We start from the raw sequence: 19,793 nt of genomic DNA on the forward strand, positions 1-19,793 counted from the left end.
AGGCCTTCGTCTGACGGGTCCTTTCCTTGAATGGCCTTGAGCCTTGGAGCTTCGTCATGGTTGACCCTTCTTCTTCTCCGGACCCAGCATCGGGTCGGCCGCCGTTGAGTGCCGCCAGTCTGACACTGCGTCTGGGTGGCATTGCGGTTATTGTTGCCGCTCTGGCGGGGGCATTTGCCTACGTCAATGGCACCCTTGACCCACAGCGCCTGACGCCCAAGGCGCTGGTCAATGTGCTGGAAAAGAACAATGGAGTTCATCCGGGCTTCCGGCGCAATCACTCGAAGGGTGTCTGTGTCGCCGGTTATTTCGAAAGCAGCGGCGAGGCGCGAGCCTATTCCAGCGCCCAGGTGTTCATGGACGCACGGACGCCGGTTGTTGGACGTTTCGCCTTGCCCAGCGGCAACCCTTACGCGCCGGACGGCAGCGTACCGATCCGCAGCCTGGCGTTGCGCTTCACTCAGGCCAACGGCCAGCAATGGCGTACCGGCATGAACAGCATGCCGGTTTTCCCGGTGGGCACGCCTGAGGCGTTCTACCAACTCCAACAGGCTCAGTCACCGGATCCTGCCACGGGGAAACCGAACCCGACGGCGGTGCCGGCGTTCTTTGCCGCCCACCCGGAAGCCGTGCCGTTCCTGCAATGGATCAAGACCGCCAAGCCTTCGGCCAGTTATGCCACCGAGACCTACAACGGCATCAATGCGTTTTACCTGGTCAATCAGGCCGGGCAACGTCAGGCGGTGCGTTGGGGCGTGGTCCCGCTGACCGCGGACGCGGCGGATGCGCCACCCGCCCAGGGCGCCGACTATCTGGAGCAGGACCTGACCAAACGTCTCGCCGCCGGACCGTTGCGCTGGCGGTTGAACATCACCCTGGCCAATCCTGGCGATCCGGTGAATGACGCCAGCAAGCCCTGGCCCACGGATCGCAAGGTGCTTAACGCCGGCACGCTGGTGCTGGAGAGTGCCCAGGCGCAGGACAACGGCGACTGCCGTGACATCAACTATGACCCGCTGATCCTGCCCAGCGGTATCGAAGGTTCCGAAGACCCGCTGCTGGCCGCGCGTTCCGCCGCGTATGCCAGTTCCTATCTGCGGCGTACCAGCGAAGTGAGCCGGTTGCCCGCCACCCAGGAGTCCCGCCCATGAGCGTCCCCCGTCACTTCGCACCCTTGGCCCGGTTGCTCCACTGGTTGATGGCATTGATGATCATCGCCATGTTGTTCATTGGCGCGGGCATGGTGGCCTCGGTATCCGAGCGTCATGAGTGGCTGCTCCAGTTGCACAAACCCCTGGGCATCGCGATTCTGCTGCTGGTGATTGTGCGCCTGGCGGTGCGCTTTACCACGCGCCCACCGGCACTACCCAGGGATCTGCCTGGCTGGCAGGTGCTGGCGGCAAAGGCCTCCCATGTCCTGTTGTACGCTTTGATGTTGGTCTTGCCGCTGTTGGGCTGGGGTATGATTTCGGCGGCGGGGGATCCGGTGATGCTCAGCAGTTCGCTGCAACTGCCCTCGATCCTGCCGGCGAATGCCCAGACGTTCGCGTGGTTGCGCAAGGCCCACGGGTACTTGGCCTACCTGCTGTTCCTGACCGTACTGGTGCATTTGGCGGCAGCACTGTTTCACGGCTGGGTGCGGCGGGATGAGGTGTTGGACAGCATGTTGCGCGGGCGCGATCGGGCCTGAATCCTGCCGGCCCCTGCAGGAGCTGCCGAGTGCAACGAGGCTGCGATCTTTCCCCTGGCAATTGAGTCCAGAGATCAAAAGATCGCAGGCTTCGCCAGCTCCTACAGACCCTCACACAGGTTGATGATCAGGTCGTTGGATCAGCGCAGCTCATCGACCATATCCGCCACAGTGCTCAACACATCTTTGCCCAGTTGCATAGAGCGCTTGCCGGACCAGCCGGTCTGCGGGTTCGGGTGATCGTCGTGGTCCTTGAACGGCATTTCCAGGGTCAGGGAGAGGCAGTCGTATTTCTGGCCGACCGCGTTGCAGGCCAGGGTCATGTTCGCCTGGCCCGGTTCGTCGCGGGTGTAGCCATGGGTGGTCTGGAAGTCCTTGGTCTGGTGCTTGAGGTGGCTGCGAAAGCGCTCTTCGAGCTTGGCAAGGCGTGGTGAGTAGCCGGGGTTGCCTTCGCAACCTGCGGTGAAGACGTGGGGGATTTCCTCATCACCATGAACATCGAGGAACAGATCGACGCCGTACTTTTCCATCTGCTGCTGTACGAAGAATACCTCGGGACTGATTTCCAGGCTGGCGTCCTGCCAGGCACGGTTGAGGTCCTGGCCCATGGCGTTCGTACGCAGATGGCCATGGAACGCGCCATCCGGGTTCATGTTCGGCACCAGATAGAGATCGGCCTTGGCCAACAGGTGGTTCAGTTGGGCGTCGTCCTGATCCTGCAGGCGTTCGACCACCCCTTCCATGAACCACTCGGCCATGTGTTCGCCGGGGTGCTGCTGAGCGATGATCCAGACCTTGCGCCGGCCTTCGGCACCGCTGCCCTTGCGCAGCAACTGGATATCACGTCCCTCGACGCTTTTACCGGTGGCCAGCAACTCGGCTCCAGCCTTGTGCTGCGCCTGTTCGATCAGCCAGTCATGACGGCCACGGCTGTAGGGCTCAAAGTAGGCAAACCAGGCGTGGGGCTGTTCGGCTTCAAGGTAAAAACGCAGTGAATCGCCTTCGAACTGAGTGGGAATGCGGAACCAATTGACGTGATCGTAGGAGGCGACGGTCTGGTAACCCGTCCATGCCTTGTTGTAGGACGATTGACTGGCGTTGAGCAGGCGGAAGGAATGTTCCTGGCCAACATGCAGGCCGCTGGCCTTGAAGTGGAACCACTGGAAGTGGGGGCTGCGGGTGTCGGGGCGGATTTTCAGCAGCGTTTGCAACGGGTTGCTGATATCCACGACCTGGATGTTGCCGCTGTCGAAATTGGCGCTGATATCAAAAGACGATTTAGCCACGGTCACGATTCCTTTGAGAGGATTTCCATGGCCATTACTTTACACGCAAGGAAGGGTAGATCGGGACGATTTGCGTCATGAAACAGGGGGCGTCCTCCCTGGACGCAGAAGCAGCTTAGAGAGTCCGCATCTGATTCTCAAGTGCTGGCTGTCGTTAGTTTTGACGGGTGAGGTGCGGTAAATGAATGATCATCACCGTCGTCAAATCGGTAACAGCCACTGAAGATCTCATCAGCCTGAAGCCATAAGCCGCAAACTCGGCAAAAAAAGACCCGGCAGGAGCCGGGTCAAAAACCGTGATTAGCCTGATGAGGAGATACCCCAGAAGTCCGACCTAAGGCCTTCTGGACTATCGACTGATCTCGCGACCAGTGGTTGCAATAATAATCATTATCATTTGCAAGTCAAATGTTTTTATTGCACGCATTGGAAAATATTTCCTGACCTTGGCATCCGCGGAGCCGTTTTCGTTGACTACGCTGCTTAACGAGTGGGGTAGCCGTCCAGGGACCGATCCAGCATGACTTTGGCCAGATCAATCATATGCACCACCGAAAATGCCAGATCCCGGCTCGAACCCTGTAGACGGTTGGCCGACTCGTGAGCGGTGGCTGCCGCGCAGCGCAGCAGGTCGCACGCATGAACAAGGGCTTCTTCGCCATTGATGTTGCGGTTCACGTCGAAAAAGCGGTGTTCCTGTTCATCCGAAACACCCGGTTTCAAGTAATAGTCCAGGGCCCGTTGGGCGGCCGGGCAATCCTGTAGCGAGGGGAATGGGGTATTGAAAGGGTTGCTGGACTCGTCTTTGTTGAAGGTATCCATGGTGTCGAGGTTCTCCGTAGTGGGCTGAAATCCTCGATCCAGAATAGTACGCATCGTAATTGTGACGGAAATTTAAATACTACAATATGTGTTTTGATGGTCGGAGTCCTCCACGTATCGTGCCGCTCATGGATAAATGGATAGAGTTGGTCAAGGCCAAAATGAAGGAGCTGCGCGTCACGCAAGTGGTGCTCGCAGAACGTCTGGGAATGTCACAGGGCGGCGTCGGCCATTGGCTGACCAAGCGCCGGCAACCCAGTGTCGAAGACATGAACCGGGTCCTGCAGGAGTTGGGGATGGAGTTCCTCGAAGTGGCGATGGTGATCCGCGAGCCGGATACCTCGACCGAAGAGGGCATGACCCTGGCGCAGAAGTACAATCCGTACTTCCGCTACCCGGTGAGTGACTGGCACGACGTCGGCGAAATCCGCGAAATCGATCCTGATCGATACAGCCAGGCGCGTTTTGAGTTGACGGATTACCACGCCCAAGGAGACGCATTCTGGCTGGTGGTGATGGGCGATGCGATGACCGCACCGGCCGGGTTGAGCATTCCCGAGGGCATGTCGATCCTGGTGGACCCCGCCATCGAAGCCGTGCCTGGCAAGCTGGTGGTTGCCCAGTTGCCGGGCAGCAGCGACGCGACCTTTCGCAAACTGATCGAAGAGAGCGGGCAGCAGTACCTGGTTCCGCTCAATCCGACTTACCCGAAAAACCTGTACACCGAGCAATGCCGCATCATCGGTGTGGTCGTGCAGGCCACCATCAGGTTCTAATCGGATCGGCCCTTGGACGGGGCCGATACCTACTCCTCGAATGCCACCAGTGCGCTGCCCTCGCTGACCATTTCCCCTTCCTGGCAATACAGTGCCTTGATCACTCCGGCCTTGGGCGCACGAATGCTGTGTTCCATTTTCATCGCTTCCAGGACCACCAGTTGCGCGCCTGCCTCTACTGTTTGGCCGGGGCTTACCAGCACCCGCACGATGCTGCCGTTCATGGGCGCGATCAGACCGCCCTCGTGGCTGTGGCTCGCTTCGGCGGCGGCCAGCGGGTCGTACAGCTCGACGCGACGCAGATCACCCTGCCATTGCAGATACAGGCTGTCGCCCTGGCGGATGGCCCGGTGGCTTCGACGCAGGCCGTTGTGGCCGACCACCAGGTGCTCGCCGCGTAGCTCGGCGATTATGCCCTGGACGTCCAGCGTCATCGCCCGATCCTGATCTTCACAGCTCAAATGCAGCGTGGTTTCCCCTGGCAGTCCCAAACGCAGGCCGGTGACATCGGACCAGGGGGAAGCGGCGTCGTCAGGGCGTATCCGCGGTGTCAGACCCAAGGCGAAAGCCTGGGCGGCTGCGGACCAGAAGTCGTCATCCAGTTCATCAGGTGCTGGCAGTAACTGCGCCTGGTAGCGTGGGATAAAGCCGGTGTCCAGCTCAGCTGCGGCGAAGGCCGGGTGGGCAATGATGCGACGCAGGAAGCCGATGTTGGTTTTCAAACCGCCGATGGCAAACTCGTCGAGCATGCTCAACAGCCGCAACCGCGCCTGTTCACGGTCCTCGCCCCAGGCAATCAGCTTGCCGAGCATCGGGTCGTAGAAGGGCGAGATCTCATCACCTTCTTCGACGCCGCTGTCGACCCGTCGCCCCGGTCCTTTGGCCGATTCGCGGTACAGCGCCAGGCGGCCGGTGGCCGGCAGGAAGTCGTTGGCCGGATCTTCGGCATAGAGCCGAACTTCGATGGCGTGGCCCCGCAGTGGGACTTGTTCCTGGGTGATCGGCAGCGGCTCGCCTTGGGCGACGCGAATCTGCCAGGCCACCAGGTCCAGGCCGGTGATCGCTTCGGTAACCGGGTGCTCGACCTGCAACCGGGTGTTCATTTCCATGAAGAAAAACTCGCCCCGCGAATCCAGCAGGAACTCCACCGTGCCGGCGCCGACGTAGCCAATCGCCTGGGCCGCGCGCACGGCCGCTTCGCCCATTGCACACCGCAACGCCGGGGTCAGGCCCGGGGCTGGCGCTTCTTCCACGACTTTCTGGTGACGGCGTTGAATCGAACAGTCGCGTTCATTGAGATACAGGCAATGACCGTGCTGATCGGCGAACACCTGAATCTCAACGTGACGTGGCTTGAGCAGGTATTTTTCCACCAGCATCCGCGAGTCGCCGAACGACGATTGCGCCTCGCGCTGCGCCGAGGCCAGGGCTTCGGCCAGTTGGCTGACGTCCTCGACGACTTTCATGCCCTTGCCGCCACCCCCGGCGGTGGCCTTGAGCAGCACCGGATAACCGATGCGCTCGGCAGCGGCGCGGAACGTCTCCAGATCCTGGGCTTCGCCATGGTAACCGGGCACGAGGGGCACGCCGGCGGTTTCCATCAAGGCCTTGGCCGCGGATTTGCTGCCCATGGCATCAATGGCCGAGGCAGGCGGGCCGAGGAAAATCAGTCCGGCGTTTTCGATGGCCCGGGCGAACCCGGCATTCTCCGAAAGAAAACCGTAGCCAGGGTGGATAGCCTGGGCGCCACTGGCCTGGGCGGCAGCGATCAATTTGTCGATTTGCAGGTAGCTATCGGCCGCCTTGCTGCCGCCCAGGTCGACCCGGATGTCGGCTTCACGGGTATGGCGGGCGTCGCGGTCGGTGGCGCTGTGCACCGCAACTGTGGTCAGACCCATGGCTTTGGCGGTACGCATCACACGGCAGGCGATTTCACCGCGATTGGCCACCAGCACGGTGGTGAGGACTGGGGCGCTCATCGACGGGGCTCCTTATGTTTCGATGGGGCAGGTTTCGAAGGGGCAGGGGGCGACTCGGCCTGCCAGTTCGGCGGCCGCTTCTGCAGAAAGGCGCGCAGGCCTTCCTGCCCCTCCGGGCTGACGCGGATGCGGGCGATGGCATTCTCGGTGTAACGTCGCAGCGCCGGGGTCAGGGCGCCGTTGCCGACTTCGCGCAACAATTCCTTGCTGGCACGCATGGCCGCCGGGCTGTTAAGCAACAGGTTATCAATCCATTGCCCAACTTGATCGTTCAGCATCTCGGGCGGGTAACTTTCCGACAGCAAACCAATCTCTTTCGCCCGTTGTCCGCCGAAACGTTCAGCGGTGAGGGCGTAACGCCGGGCAGCCCGTTCGCCAATCGCCTGCACCACAAACGGGCTGATCACCGCCGGCGCCAGGCCGATGCGCACTTCCGACAGACAGAACTGCGCGTCATCGGCGCCAATGGCCATGTCACAAGCGCTGATCAATCCCAGTGCGCCGCCAAACGCCGCGCCTTGGACGACTGCCAGCGTAGGAATTTTCAGCTTGGCGAGGTTGTACATCAGCTCCGCCAGTTCCCGGGCGTCGTCGAGGTTGGTGTGGTAGTCGAGCTCGGCCGACTGCTGCATCCAGGCCAGGTCGGCACCGGCACTGAAATGTTTGCCACGACCGCGGATCAGCAGGAAGCGCACGCTTTGATCGCTGCTGACCTGGTCCAGAGCGAGAATCAGCTCGCGGATCATTTCGGCGTTGAACGCATTGTTTTTCGACTCGCGGCTCAACCACAGGGTGGCAACTCCGCGCGAGTCGGTCAGCAATTCGAGGGTGTTGAAATTGTCCATGGGCATTCCCCGGTTACATCCGGAACACGCCGAAGCGGCTCGGTTCAATAGGTGCGTTCAGTGACACGGACAAGGCCAGGCCTACTATGTCGCGGGTCTGGGCCGGGTCGATGACGCCGTCGTCCCACAGTCTCGCGCTGGAATAGTAGGGGTGACCCTGTTCTTCGTACTGATCGAGAATCGGTTGCTTGATCTCGGTCTCCTGGGCGGCGCTGAACGGATGGCCGCTGCGTTCAGCCTGTTCGCGCTTGACCTGCACCAGCACGCCGGCGGCCTGCTCGGCGCCCATCACGCCAATTCGCGCATTTGGCCACATCCACAGGAAACGTGGGTCGTAAGCTCGTCCACACATGCCGTAGTTACCCGCGCCGAAGCTGCCGCCAATGATGACCGTGAACTTCGGTACCCGGGCACAGGCCACCGCGGTGACCAGCTTCGCGCCATGTTTGGCGATGCCGCCGGCTTCGTATTTCTGCCCGACCATGAAGCCGGTGATGTTCTGCAGGAACAGCAACGGGATGCCGCGCTGGCAGGCCAGTTCGATGAAGTGCGCACCCTTTTGCGCAGCTTCGGCGAACAGGATGCCGTTGTTCGCCAGAATCGCGACGGGGTAGCCGTGCAGATGGGCAAAGCCGCACACCAGTGTGGTACCGAACAGTGCCTTGAACTCATCGAACACCGAACCGTCCACCAGGCGTGCGATCACTTCCCGGACATCGAAAGGCTGCTTGGCATCGGCCGGCACCACCCCATACAGCTCGTCGCTCGCATACAGCGGGGCAATCGGGGTGCGTGTCTGCACGTCGCCAAGCTTGCGCCAGTTGAGGTTGGCGACACTGCGGCGGGCCAGCGCCAGGGCATGTTCATCGTTGTCGGCGTAGTGGTCGGCCACGCCGGAAATCTTGCAATGCACATCGGCGCCGCCCAGGTCCTCGGCGCTGACCACCTCGCCGGTGGCGGCTTTTACCAACGGTGGGCCGGCCAGGAAGATGGTTGCCTGTTCGCGGACCATGATCGCTTCATCGGCCATTGCCGGAACGTAAGCCCCCCCGGCCGTGCACGAGCCCATGACCACTGCCAACTGCGGGATACCCTGGGCGCTCATGTTGGCCTGGTTGAAGAAGATCCGGCCGAAGTGCTCCCGGTCCGGAAACACTTCGTCCTGGCGCGGCAGGTTGGCGCCGCCGGAATCCACCAGATAAATGCAAGGCAGGCGATTCTGTTGGGCGATGGTTTGGGCGCGCAGGTGTTTCTTCACGGTCAGTGGGTAATAGGAGCCCCCTTTGACCGTCGCGTCGTTGGCGACAATCATGCATTCGACGCCTTCCACGCGACCGATGCCGGCGATCACCCCGGCAGCAGGGACGTCTTCGCCATAAACCTCGTAGGCAGCCAGCGGACTGATCTCCAGGAAGGGCGAACCGGGATCCAGCAACCGGTTGATGCGCTCCCGAGGCAGCAACTTGCCCCGGGAGGTGTGTCGTTCCTGGGTCTTGGGACCGCCGCCCTGTTGGACTTGTGCGAGCAGGGTGCGCAAGGCGCCGACCTGTTCGAGCATGGCGTCGCGGTTGGCGATGAACTCCGGCGAGCGTGAGTTGAGCTGGGTGTGCAGAATCATGGCTACTCCGTAGCAGCTTTGAGCTTCAAGCTACAAGTAAAAGCGCGGCTCTCTTGCCGCGTATGGCTTGCCGCTTGCCACTGACGAAATTCATTTCGTCTCGTTGAACAGTTCGCGTCCGATCAGCATCCGACGGATCTCACTGGTGCCGGCACCAATTTCGTACAACTTGGCGTCACGTAGCAGACGCCCGGCCGGAAACTCGTTGATGTAACCATTGCCGCCCAGGATCTGGATGGCGTCGAGGGCCATCTGCGTGGCGCGCTCGGCGGTGTAGAGGATCACCCCGGCGGCGTCCTTGCGAGCCGTTTCACCGCGCTCGCAGGCCTGGGCCACCGCATACAGATAGGCCCGGCTGGCGTTGAGCTGGGTGTACATGTCGGCCACCTTGCCCTGGATCAGCTGGAATTCACCGATGCTTTGGCCGAACTGCTTGCGGTCGTGGATGTAGGGCACGATCAGGTCCATGCACGCCTGCATGATCCCGGTGGGACCGCCGGACAACACCACGCGTTCGTAGTCCAGGCCACTCATCAGGACCCTGACGCCGCCGTTGAGCACACCGAGAATGTTCTCTTCCGGCACTTCGACGTCGTCGAAGAACAACTCGCAGGTGTTGGAGCCACGCATGCCGAGCTTGTCGAACTTGTTGCTGCGGCTGAAGCCTTTCCAGTCGCGCTCGACAATGAATGCGGTGATGCCGTGGGGGCCCTTTTCCAGGTCGGTCTTGGCGTAGATCACGTACGTGTTGGCGTCGGGGCCGTTGGTGATCCAGGTCTTGCTGCCGTTGAGCACGTAATGGTCGCCACGCTTGTCGGCCCGCAGCTTCATGGAAACCACGTCGGAACCGGCGTTCGGTTCGCTCATGGCGAGGGCGCCGATGTGTTCGCCGCTGATCAGTTTCGGCAGGTACTTGGATTTCTGCTCGTGGTTGCCGTTGCGGTTGATCTGGTTGACGCAGAGGTTGGAATGGGCGCCGTAGGAGAGAGCGACCGAGGCCGACCCGCGGCTGATTTCCTCCATTGCCACCACATGGGCCAGGTAGCCCAGGCCGGCACCACCGTATTCCTCCGGTACGGTGATGCCCAGCAGGCCCATGTCACCGAATTTGCGCCACATGTCGGCAGGAAACAGGTTGTCGACGTCGATCTGCGCCGCCCGTGGCGCCAGCTCGGCCTTGACGAAGGCCTGCACCTGGTCGCGCAACATGTCGATGGTTTCACCGAGGGCAAAATTCAGGGATGGGTAGCTCATGGGACACCTTTGGCTTTTTTATCGGGTGTGGAGAGGGAAGGGAGTGCTCTCACCTTTACGTTAACGTAAACCTGCAATAAATGGCTGTCAATCACCTTTACGTTAACGTCAACTTGGTCCAGAGTAGGTGCGGCTGACAGCGTGACCCTGTGGGAGCCGAGTTTGCTCGCGATGAACGATAACGCCATTTTCCGGCATTGAACCGAGGCGCCTTCATCGCGAGCAAGCTTGGCTCCCACGGGCTTTGGCTTCACAGGTTCAAGCGTAGCAACCCACTAATAAAGACAAGAGGGGGCGTCATGGATCAACCCGGTTCGCATTCGCAGCTCAGCTACACCCGCGGCTCCCAGGCCAAGGCCTTGTTGACGCAGACCATCGGCCAGGCTTTTGACCAGACCGTGGCCCGTTACCCCGATAACGAGGCATTGGTGGTTCGCCATCAAGCGCTGCGCTATACCTGGCGGCAATTGGCCGAAGCGGTCGATCTGCATGCCCGAGCCTTGCTGGCGTTGGGCCTGAAGACCGGTGACCGTCTCGGCATGTGGGCTCCCAACTGCGCCCAGTGGTGCATCAGCCAGTTCGCCAGCGCGAAGATCGGCGTGATCCTGGTCAATATCAATCCGGCCTACCGCAGCTCTGAACTGGAATACGTGCTCAAGCAGTCCGGGTGCCAGTGGCTGGTGTGCGCCGGGGCGTTCAAGACCTCGGACTATCACTCCATGGTGCAAACCCTGGCGCCGGAGCTGGCGGAACAACCGATCGGGCAGTTGCACTGCGAACGTTTGCCGGACCTGCGGGGCGTGATCAGCCTCGATCCCCGGCCACCGTCAGGTTTTCTGCCCTGGTCGCAACTGGCTGACCTGGGTGCAGCGGCTTCGCCGGAACGGTTGGTCGAGCGCCAGGCCAGCCTGCACATCGAACAGCCAGTGAACATCCAGTACACCTCAGGTACCACCGGATTCCCCAAAGGCGCGACCCTCAGTCACCGCAACATTCTCAACAACGGCTACATGGTTGGCGAAAGCCTGGGCCTTGGCGCCGATGACCGCTTGGTGATCCCGGTGCCGCTCTATCATTGCTTCGGCATGGTCATGGGGAACCTGGGATGCATGACCCACGGCAGTACCATGATCTACCCCAGCGACGCCTTTGACCCCTTGCTGACCCTGAGCACCGTGGCCGAGGAAAAAGCCACCGCGCTGTACGGCGTGCCGACCATGTTCATCGCCATGCTGGATCAGCCGCAGCGACGGGGATTCGATCTGTCCAGCCTGCGCACCGGGATCATGGCCGGCTCGACCTGCCCGATCGAAGTGATGCGACGGGTGATCAACGAGATGCACATGAACGAGGTGCAGATTGCCTATGGCATGACGGAAACCAGTCCGGTGTCGTTGCAGACCGGTCCTTCAGACGAACTGGAGTTGCGCGTTACCACCGTCGGCCGCACTCAGCCGCAACTGGAAAGCAAAATTATCGACGAGGCCGGCGACATCGTCCCCCGTGGCACCATCGGCGAGTTGTGTACCCGTGGCTACAGCGTGATGCTCGGTTACTGGAACAATCCCAAAGGCACTGCCGAGGCCATCGACCGGGATGGCTGGATGCACACCGGGGACCTGGCGACCATGGACGAGCAGGGTTACGTCTGCATTGTCGGACGCAACAAGGACATGATCATCCGGGGAGGTGAGAATATTTACCCGCGTGAGTTGGAAGAGTTCTTCTTCACTCATCCTGCGGTGGCCGATGTGCAGGTGATCGGCATCCCTTGTTCGCGCTACGGCGAAGAGATCGTGGCCTGGATCAAGTTCCATCCCGGACACAGTGTTACCGAACAGGAGTTACAGGCCTGGTGCAAGACGCGCATCGCCCACTTCAAGACGCCACGTTACTTCAAGTTCGTCGAGGAGTTCCCGATGACGGTAACGGGCAAGATCCAGAAATTTCGCATGCGTGAAATCAGCATTGAAGAGTTGCGCGATCGATAAGACTCGCCACAACACCTGTGGGAGCCTGCTCGCGATAGCGGTCTGTCAGTTGATAGGGATGTCGATTGACACGGCCTCATCGCGAGCAGGCTCGCTCCCACAAGAAAAGCCAATCGCCAGACAGCACAAAGGGGAGCCGAAGCTCCCCTTTAATTTTGTCGTCGCGTGCTCTTTTTTTATTATTGAGGGGCGGCCTGTTGTTGTTTTTGGTAGCCGTGACCCTTTACCGCTGTTTTTCGCGATCCCCATCCGGGATCAAGAGCAAACGTATTTTTTTGAGCGCTGATCTGCTTTTTCGCCATGCGATCCAACCGATTCGGGTCCTACCTGAAGGTAGTCTTATTGTTCTCTGCCCGGTTGCGGGTTGCTCCTGGAAGCACCCTGAAAAGCCCATCTTCTCCAAAAAAATCTGTTAGCTGCGTCTCTGCCGTGTTGTTTTTGTTATGTCAGAGTCGTTTCGTCTTGTTTTTATTGGGTTTGCCGCTTTTTTTATTCTTGTTATGCCAGAGAGATAGCAGGTGTCGTGCCAACTTTTAAAAAACCTTATAAATCAATGTGTTGAGTTTTCAGGATGAAAGGGCACGTGCGGTAGATCTGACAAATTGTTTCCGTGTTACTCGTTTCACCTTCCTGGCGATGGGGTGCGGTAACACCTTCATTGAGCGCTGCGTGCCTTGGCGACGCGCGAGCCGGTCGGGCGTCCGAGTACGTCGCAGATCTGTCGGCCCGCGACGATCAACGCATCCAGGTCGACGCCGGTTTCAATGCCCAGGCCATTGAGCAGGTACAGCACGTCTTCGGTGGCGACGTTACCGCTGGCACCCTTGGCGTACGGGCAACCGCCGAGACCGGCGATGGAACTGTCGAATACGGCGATGCCTTCAAGCAGACTGGCGTACAGGTTCGCCATGGCCTGGCCGTAGGTGTCATGGAAATGACCGGCGAGCTTGTCCCGGGGAACATCCGCCGAAACCACTTCGAACATCTTGCGTGTGGCGCCGGCGGTGCCTGTGCCGATGGTGTCGCCCAGGGATACCTCGTAACAGCCCATTGCATAGAGCTCCCGAGCGACCCAGGCAACTTGCTCGGGTTTGACAGCGCCTTCGTAAGGACAGCCCAGCACGCAGGACACGTAGCCGCGTACGCTGATGCCATTGCGCCTGGCGGCCTCCATGATCGGTACGAAGCGCTCCAGGCTTTCCTTGATGGAACAGTTGATATTGCGTTGGGAGAACGCTTCGGATGCGGCGGCGAATACCGCCACTTCCTTCACGCCGGCCGCCAGCGCGTCTTCAAAACCACGCAGGTTCGGCGCCAGGGCTCCATAAGTGACACCGGGTTTGCGTTGGATCTGGGCGAACACCTCGGCGGAACCGGCCATCTGCGGCACCCATTTGGGCGAGACAAAGCTACCGACTTCGATGTAACCCAGGCCGGCGGCACTCAGCGCATCCACCAGGCGCACCTTTTCGGCGACGCTGATGGGTTGCGCTTCATTCTGCAGACCGTCGCGGGGGCCGACTTCGATCAGGCGTACAAAGGAGGGAAGGGGCATGGGGATAGACCTTTAATGGGTTGCCAATATACCGGGGGCGACGGCGATCCAATGTGGGAGCGAGCCTGCTCGCGATAGCGGTATGTCAAACAACATTGATGTTGGCGGTTAAACCGCTATCGCGAGCAGGCTCGCTCCCACAATGGGTATGACAGCTATACAGCTTCCTGACCCTTGAGCGTCTGCTCCAGCGCCTGGATGCAGCGTTCTTCGGCGGTGTCGAGCTCCAGTTTCATCTGTTCGATGTCCAACAGTTGCTGCTCGAGTTGCTCACGGCGCTCGGTGATTTTCGCCAGCATGCTGTGCAGTTGTTTCTGGTTACCGCTGGACGGGTCGTAGAGCTCGATCAGCTCGCGGCACTCGGCCAGGGAAAAGCCGATGCGCTTGCCCCGCAGGATCAACTTCAGGCTGACCTTGTCCCGCGGAGAGTAGATGCGCTCCTGACCCCGTCGCTCGGGACTCAACAGGCCTTGCTCTTCATAAAAACGGATGGCCCGGGTAGTGATGTCCAGTTCCCGGGCGAGGTCGGAGATGCTGTAGGTCTGACTGCTCATGGAAGCGCTCGAAACGATAGGGGCTGGCGCTAAGCTAATGTCAGGTTGACGTTCACGTCAAGCAATGAAACCTATGGGAGCGAGCCTGCCCGCGACAGCGGTGGATCGGCCTGCATCCCTGTTGACGGACCTGCCGCCATCGCGAGCGGGCTCGCCCCACCTTTGATCTTTATGCGCTCTCAAGCTTTTTCTCATGGGCCGTCACCTGTTGGCACAGCTCGATCATCTGCTCGCGCATCCAGCGGTTGGCCGGGTCCTGGTCGGTGCTTTCGTGCCAATAGAGATGGGTTTCAACCGGCGGCACATCGTTGACCGGCAGCTGGAAAGCGTGCAAGTCGTGACGACGGGCAAACCGTTCGGGAACGGTCATGACCATGTCGGTCTGCTGTAACACCTGGGAGGCCATCAAGTAATGCTGTGAGCGCAGGGCGATCTTACGCTGGATGCCCATCTTGCCCAGGGCCAGGTCGACATAGCCCAGCCCATTGCGGCGGCTGGAGATATGCACGTGGGTCTGGGCGAGATAGTCATCCAGGCTGATTTTTTCCTTGCCCGCCAAGGGATGGCCCTTGCGCATGGCACATACGTAACGGTCTTCCATCAGTTTGACGTGACGCACCTGCGGGTCGGTATTGAGCGGGGCGTCGACGGCGAAGTCGAGGCGGCCGGCGGCCAGTTCCTTGGTGGTTTCACGGCGCTTGGACAGGAAACTCTCGATGGCCACGGTCGGCGCCAGGCGTCGCAGGCGCTGGAACAACGGGGGCAGGATCACGCCTTCGGTGAGGTCGGTCATGCTGATGCGGTAGGTCTTGACGGCCTGCAGCGGATTGAAAATCCGGCTTTCCTGCACCGACACCCGCAGCAGCGACAGCGCATTGCGCACCGGGCCGATGATGTTCTGGGCCATGGGCGTGGGCACCATACCCTGGGCGGTGCGCACGAACAGTGGATCGTTGAAGGTTTCCCGAAGGCGCGCCAGGGCGTTGGACACGGCCGGCTGAGTGATGCCGACGATCTGCCCGGCGCGGGTCAGGTTGGCTTCGGTATAGATCGCATCGAAGACGATGAAGAGATTGAGATCGACCTTGCTCAGATTCATGGCGCTGCACTCTTGTTTTTAGACGGTTTCTCGGGCGTGTCGTGAGGTGTCGTGTGGCGATGGAAATCAGTGAACCATATATCGGTGATGAATGTTAATACACGCCGAGAATAGGTTAGGTAAATTTTCGTAGCTGAACTAGCATCGATTCCATGATCTGAAATCAACCTCTGCCAAGAAGGTGTTGCCCATGGATTTTGCCTATTCCCCCAAGGTTCAGGAATTGCGTGAACGCGTCACGGCGTTCATGGATACCTACGTCTATCCGGCCGAAGCGGTGTTCGAACGGCAAGTGGCCGAAGGTGATCGCTGGCAGCCCACTGCCATCATGGAAGAGCTCAAGGCCAAGGCCAAAGCCGAAGGCCTGTGGAATCTTTTCCTGCCCGAGTCCGAACTGGGCGCCGGCCTGACCAACCTGGAGTACGCACCGCTGGCGGAGATCATGGGTCGTTCGTTACTGGGGCCGGAGCCGTTCAACTGCTCGGCGCCGGACACCGGCAACATGGAAGTATTGGTGCGTTACGCCAATGAGGAGCAGAAACAGCGCTGGTTGCAGCCGCTGCTGCGGGGCGAGATCCGTTCGGCCTTCGCCATGACTGAACCGGACGTGGCGTCCTCGGACGCCACCAACATGGCCGCCCGCGCGGAGCGCGAGGGTGACCAATGGGTGATCAACGGCAAGAAGTGGTGGACCTCCGGCGCCTGTGACCCGCGCTGCAAGATCCTGATCTTCATGGGGCTGAGCAACCCGGACGCGCCGCGTCATGCCCAACACTCGATGATTCTGGTGCCGGTGGACACCCCCGGGGTCAAGATCGTGCGGCCGCTGCCGGTATTCGGTTACGACGATGCGCCCCACGGCCACGCCGAAGTGCTGTTCGATAACGTGCGGGTGCCGTACGAAAACGTTCTGCTGGGTGAAGGACGCGGCTTTGAAATTGCCCAGGGGCGCCTCGGCCCGGGCCGTATCCATCACTGCATGCGTTCCATCGGCATGGCCGAGCGGGCGTTGGAGTTGATGTGCAAACGCGCCGTCAGTCGCACCGCTTTCGGTAAACCGCTGGCGCGCCTGGGTGGCAACGTCGACAAGATTGCCGACTCACGGATGGAAATCGACATGGCTCGTTTGTTGACCTTGAAGGCGGCTTACATGATGGACACCGTCGGCAACAAGGTGGCGAAAAGTGAAATCGCCCAGATCAAGGTGGTCGCGCCGAATGTGGCCCTGAAGGTCATCGACCGTGCGATCCAGATCCACGGCGGTGCCGGGGTGTCCAACGATTTCCCGCTGGCCTACATGTATGCCATGCAGCGCACCTTGCGCCTGGCCGACGGCCCGGACGAAGTCCATCGCGCCGCCATCGGCAAGTTTGAAATCGGCAAGTACGTGCCCAAGGAGATGCTGCGCAGCGAGCGCTGAGGGCTCTGTAACCACAGACCCCGTGGGAGCCGAGCTTGCTCGCGATGGCGATGGGTCAGCCGACTGGGAGGGTGACTGTGACGCCGTCATCGCGAGCAAGCTCGGCTTCCACACGGGATCTGTGGTGAACACACATTTCGCAGTTATTCCTTGACGCTCATGTACTCCTCGGCCCAGCGGATGTATTCCTCGGGCTGGGTGTAGGTATGGGTCAGTTCGGTGGCGCTGAGGTCCGAGGCCTGGGTGAAGATCTGCCGTTGCTCGCGAAGGCTGTCATAGGTGGCCTTGATCGCGGCGAAGTAGGCCCCGTGACCGTCAATGGTGACCCGCACGCCCAGCTCGGCCAGGCGTTTGTCGTCGCGCAGAAGCGGATTGCCATAGGTGACGAGCATCAAGGGCACCGTCAGATTTTCGCTGATCTTCTCCAGGTGCTCGAAGTCCTGCACGCCCACCATGCAAATCCCGTCCGCACCGGCTCGTTCGTATTGCCGGGTACGGCTGATGATTTCCTGGACCGGCAGGATCCCGGCATTGGTGCGGGCGATGATTGCCATCTCCGGATCGACCCGGGCTTCCAACGCTGCGCGGATCTTGCCAACCCCTTCCGCAACGCAGATCAGGTCGGTGGATTTGCGGCCAAACTGGGCCGGTAGCAGCGTGTCTTCGATGGTGAGGGCTGCCACGCCGGCGCGTTCGAGCTCGATGATGGTTCGCATCACGTTCAGAGCATTGCCATAGCCATGATCGGCATCGGCGATCACCGGTAGTTGGGCTACTCGGCCGATGCGGGTGGCCTGTTCGGCGAACTCGCTGAGGGTGATCAACGCAAAGTCTGGTGCACCCAATACTTGTAACGACGCAACCGAGCCGCCGAGGATTCCCACTTCGAAACCCAAGTCGGCGGCAATGCGCGCCGACATCGGGTCAAACACCGATGCGGTGTGGTAGCAGGTCTGGGAAGCCAGGAGTTGGCGGAAGCTGCGGCGCAAATCTTGATGGGAAAGCCTGGACATATGAGTTCCACCAATGGAATGGAAGGGCTTGAGCAAAAGTGTCAACGCCGAAAGAACCAAAGGCTATCATGTGGCAGGAGTAAAGATGATGACGAATGCGCATGGGCCATGTTTGCCGCGCATCAAAAAGGCCGCAGACCCGGAAAGTCTGCGGCCTGGGCCGATCATCCGATAGCTACTCAGTCCTGGGGCGGCAAGCTCCAGATTTGCTTGATTTCATGGATGTTTCCCACGTTGAAGCGGGTTGGGAACCCCGGAATGGTGCAGTGGATCTCGCTGGTGAGCTGCATGGCGGTATCGACCACATTGGTCGCCGCGCGCAACAAGGGGCTTTCATCCCAATTACTCATCGGATTATTCACGGTTTACTTCCTTTTTGGGTTATTGGACAGCGAATGACTGCCCAGGGGGGAGCAATGACAGCATCTGTGTAAACAGTGCGGTCTCTTGCGCAGCGATGCCGGGGTAAAGCGGCATGTAATGTTCGTCAAAACACCAGGCTTGGTCAGCGTGGGTCGAATGTTCAGGATGAATAAGCAGACTCAGCGATGCGGACATTGATAGGGGGGCGATTTGCTTATGGATTTCCCTAAGGGGCGGCATATATAAGACTTCGCCGGGCGAAAGTTTGATGCTGCGCGGTTTCCCCAGTCGAGGTATCTTGCCTGCTTGCAGTGGCAGGTCGTCCAGTATTTCGCGGATGACTGTCGTGTAGCCGTCGCCACTGTAGCCGACGGTATACATTTCAAAATCATGACTGTGGTTCAGGTTGTAGATAAAGGTTTCACGTTCATCATGCAGGTTGACCGGTGACCAGAATCCCAGGCGAAGAGTGAACAGGTCATCGCTGTGCAGTACAAAGGCATAGGCATTGTAGAGGCTGCTGCGGATACTGAAGCCATCCTGCTGGATCGAGGCATAAAGATGCTCGCTTAATAAGCAGCGGTTTGAAGCCAACTGGCGCAGGTCGTCAATGATGCAGCTCTTGTCGCGCTGCAGATCATAGTTATATAAGCGCGCTATAAATGCGTCCAGGTTCATGCCACCTTCTCCAGTGGAGACAGCAAGTTATCCAGGTGCGGGTTCTTGAGTTTTTTTAACAGCGGGACATAGCTCAATGCCTTTTGCGGATCGGCCTGGTAAAGCAGCTGAAGGGCTTTCCACGCCACTGCCGGGTGATAGTGATAGACCAGCTCTTCGGCAACCCGCGATCCTCCTGGGTCGCGGACGGTTTCGAGCAGTTCCAGGCTCACCAGAAACCGGGCGGCGCTCTCGTCGTGAGGCAACCAGGCTATTTTCTGCAACGAAAGGCGATCAAATACGCTGATGTCGGCACTTCTGTCCAGCAAGTTGATTCGGCCCGCTAGTCGGGCAGTTTCCCGCTCTGCCGGAGCGTAGTCGAATAAGGTTCGACTGCCATCAACAATGAGCGGGTGTTGCTGATCAATGATAACGCTGTCGAGTTTTTCAAGTTGATGCTCATGGCGCACATAACGCTGCACTTCGAACGGTTGATCAAGTGCAAACAGAATGCTGTGTCCGGGAACCGAGTAAAGCGGCGAAAGAGCATTATCGGAAGTGAGTGTCCGGATGCTGATATTGCCGATATTCGTGCAATGCAATACGAGAGTTCCGGTGTGCGGATTGGAAATGTTCATGATGGTCGCACGCCGGGACTGTGCATTGGCAAACGCCGGTTGGGTATGCAAGTGGTTGATCAGTTGGTTGACTTGCGCGGTCATGTCGAGCGTTTTTATTTCTTTCGCTATATACTCTGGCGAAAAATTTTTACTAATAAGATTCTTGATCATGAGCGTTTTCGCTGCAGTAGGTCGATGCGCGAAAGTATGGTTTTTGTGCGAAGTGGCGGCAACTAAGGAATTGTCGACAA

The 19,793-nt window shown here is 59.7% G+C and carries 18 protein-coding genes; 5 read left to right on the top strand and 13 right to left on the bottom strand.

The genetic code is table 11. The features are described from left to right. The first annotated feature begins 56 nt into the window (after positions 1-56). Positions 57-1,151, top strand: coding sequence for a catalase family peroxidase (locus tag AD665_RS07090; RefSeq protein WP_053191507.1), 1,095 nt, complete (start codon positions 57-59; stop codon positions 1,149-1,151). Further along, positions 1,148-1,690 (top strand): cytochrome b, encoded by a 543-nt coding sequence (locus AD665_RS07095; protein WP_024780890.1) that lies wholly within the window; start codon positions 1,148-1,150, stop codon positions 1,688-1,690. The genes AD665_RS07090 and AD665_RS07095 overlap by 4 nt, the downstream gene beginning before the upstream one ends. A 140-nt stretch (positions 1,691-1,830) precedes the next feature. On the opposite strand, the gene AD665_RS07100 is transcribed toward AD665_RS07095, so the two are convergent. Both AD665_RS07100 and AD665_RS07105 read right to left on the bottom strand, forming a co-directional pair. Next, a complete protein-coding gene (locus AD665_RS07100) occupies positions 1,831-2,982 on the bottom strand; it encodes a M14 family metallopeptidase (protein WP_053191508.1) in 1,152 nt (383 codons plus the stop codon). 477 nt (positions 2,983-3,459) lie between these two features. Further along, positions 3,460-3,798, bottom strand: a complete 339-nt coding sequence (locus tag AD665_RS07105; RefSeq protein WP_024780888.1) for a DUF6124 family protein — start codon at positions 3,796-3,798, stop codon at positions 3,460-3,462. A gap of 128 nt (positions 3,799-3,926) precedes the next feature. Here AD665_RS07105 and AD665_RS07110 point away from each other — a divergent pair, with 128 nt between their 5' ends. After that, entirely contained in the window at positions 3,927-4,574 is a 648-nt protein-coding gene (locus AD665_RS07110; RefSeq protein ID WP_024780887.1) for a LexA family protein, read from the top strand. Positions 4,575-4,603: 29 nt separating this feature from the next. On the opposite strand, the gene AD665_RS07115 is transcribed toward AD665_RS07110, so the two are convergent. The 4 genes from AD665_RS07115 to AD665_RS07130 all read right to left on the bottom strand — a co-directional run bounded on the left by AD665_RS07115 (position 4,604) and on the right by AD665_RS07130 (position 10,270). Further along, entirely contained in the window at positions 4,604-6,553 is a 1,950-nt protein-coding gene (locus AD665_RS07115; RefSeq protein ID WP_053191510.1) for an acetyl/propionyl/methylcrotonyl-CoA carboxylase subunit alpha, read from the bottom strand. Next, entirely contained in the window at positions 6,550-7,398 is an 849-nt protein-coding gene (locus AD665_RS07120) for a gamma-carboxygeranoyl-CoA hydratase (RefSeq protein ID WP_024780885.1), read from the bottom strand. Before AD665_RS07120 ends, AD665_RS07115 begins: the two co-directional genes overlap by 4 nt. 13 nt (positions 7,399-7,411) lie before the next feature. After that, positions 7,412-9,016 (bottom strand): carboxyl transferase domain-containing protein, encoded by a 1,605-nt coding sequence (locus tag AD665_RS07125; RefSeq protein WP_053191512.1) that lies wholly within the window; start codon positions 9,014-9,016, stop codon positions 7,412-7,414. A gap of 90 nt (positions 9,017-9,106) precedes the next feature. Next, on the bottom strand, positions 9,107-10,270 hold the full coding sequence (locus AD665_RS07130) for an isovaleryl-CoA dehydrogenase (protein ID WP_053191514.1): 1,164 nt from the start codon (positions 10,268-10,270) through the stop codon (positions 9,107-9,109). A gap of 299 nt (positions 10,271-10,569) precedes the next feature. Here AD665_RS07130 and AD665_RS07135 point away from each other — a divergent pair, with 299 nt between their 5' ends. Beyond that, positions 10,570-12,261, top strand: a complete 1,692-nt coding sequence (locus AD665_RS07135) for an AMP-binding protein (protein ID WP_053191517.1) — start codon at positions 10,570-10,572, stop codon at positions 12,259-12,261. Between the two features lie 655 nt (positions 12,262-12,916). Here the strand turns inward: AD665_RS07135 and AD665_RS07140 are convergent. The 3 genes from AD665_RS07140 to AD665_RS07150 all read right to left on the bottom strand — a co-directional run bounded on the left by AD665_RS07140 (position 12,917) and on the right by AD665_RS07150 (position 15,469). Continuing rightward, entirely contained in the window at positions 12,917-13,816 is a 900-nt protein-coding gene (locus AD665_RS07140; protein WP_024779785.1) for a hydroxymethylglutaryl-CoA lyase, read from the bottom strand. A gap of 155 nt (positions 13,817-13,971) precedes the next feature. Beyond that, on the bottom strand, positions 13,972-14,370 hold the full coding sequence (locus AD665_RS07145; RefSeq protein ID WP_024779786.1) for a MerR family transcriptional regulator: 399 nt from the start codon (positions 14,368-14,370) through the stop codon (positions 13,972-13,974). Positions 14,371-14,539: 169 nt separating this feature from the next. Beyond that, the gene (locus AD665_RS07150) at positions 14,540-15,469 is read right to left on the bottom strand and encodes a LysR family transcriptional regulator (protein WP_024779787.1); all 930 of its coding nucleotides are present in this window, start codon (positions 15,467-15,469) and stop codon (positions 14,540-14,542) included. A 190-nt stretch (positions 15,470-15,659) separates the two neighbouring features. Between AD665_RS07150 and AD665_RS07155 the strand changes: the two genes are divergently transcribed. Further along, entirely contained in the window at positions 15,660-16,889 is a 1,230-nt protein-coding gene (locus tag AD665_RS07155) for an acyl-CoA dehydrogenase (protein ID WP_024779788.1), read from the top strand. Between the two features lie 143 nt (positions 16,890-17,032). On the opposite strand, the gene AD665_RS07160 is transcribed toward AD665_RS07155, so the two are convergent. The 4 genes from AD665_RS07160 to AD665_RS07175 form a co-directional block, all read right to left on the bottom strand. Next, positions 17,033-17,902: an isocitrate lyase/PEP mutase family protein gene (locus AD665_RS07160; protein WP_024779789.1), complete on the bottom strand. Its 870-nt coding sequence runs from the start codon at positions 17,900-17,902 to the stop codon at positions 17,033-17,035. A 179-nt stretch (positions 17,903-18,081) separates the two neighbouring features. Next, on the bottom strand, positions 18,082-18,264 hold the full coding sequence (locus tag AD665_RS07165) for a hypothetical protein (protein WP_024779790.1): 183 nt from the start codon (positions 18,262-18,264) through the stop codon (positions 18,082-18,084). A gap of 19 nt (positions 18,265-18,283) precedes the next feature. Beyond that, positions 18,284-18,943 carry a transposase gene (locus tag AD665_RS07170; protein WP_024779791.1) on the bottom strand — a complete coding sequence of 220 codons (660 nt, stop codon included), beginning with the start codon at positions 18,941-18,943 and terminating at the stop codon, positions 18,284-18,286. Continuing rightward, complete coding sequence (locus AD665_RS07175; protein WP_053191519.1) at positions 18,940-19,713, bottom strand: hypothetical protein; 774 nt, start codon at positions 19,711-19,713, stop codon at positions 18,940-18,942. The genes AD665_RS07170 and AD665_RS07175 overlap by 4 nt, the downstream gene beginning before the upstream one ends. Positions 19,714-19,793 lie beyond the last annotated feature (80 nt).

It is taken from the genome of Pseudomonas corrugata (assembly GCF_001269905.1).
In the GTDB taxonomy this organism is placed as follows: domain Bacteria; phylum Pseudomonadota; class Gammaproteobacteria; order Pseudomonadales; family Pseudomonadaceae; genus Aquipseudomonas; species Aquipseudomonas corrugata.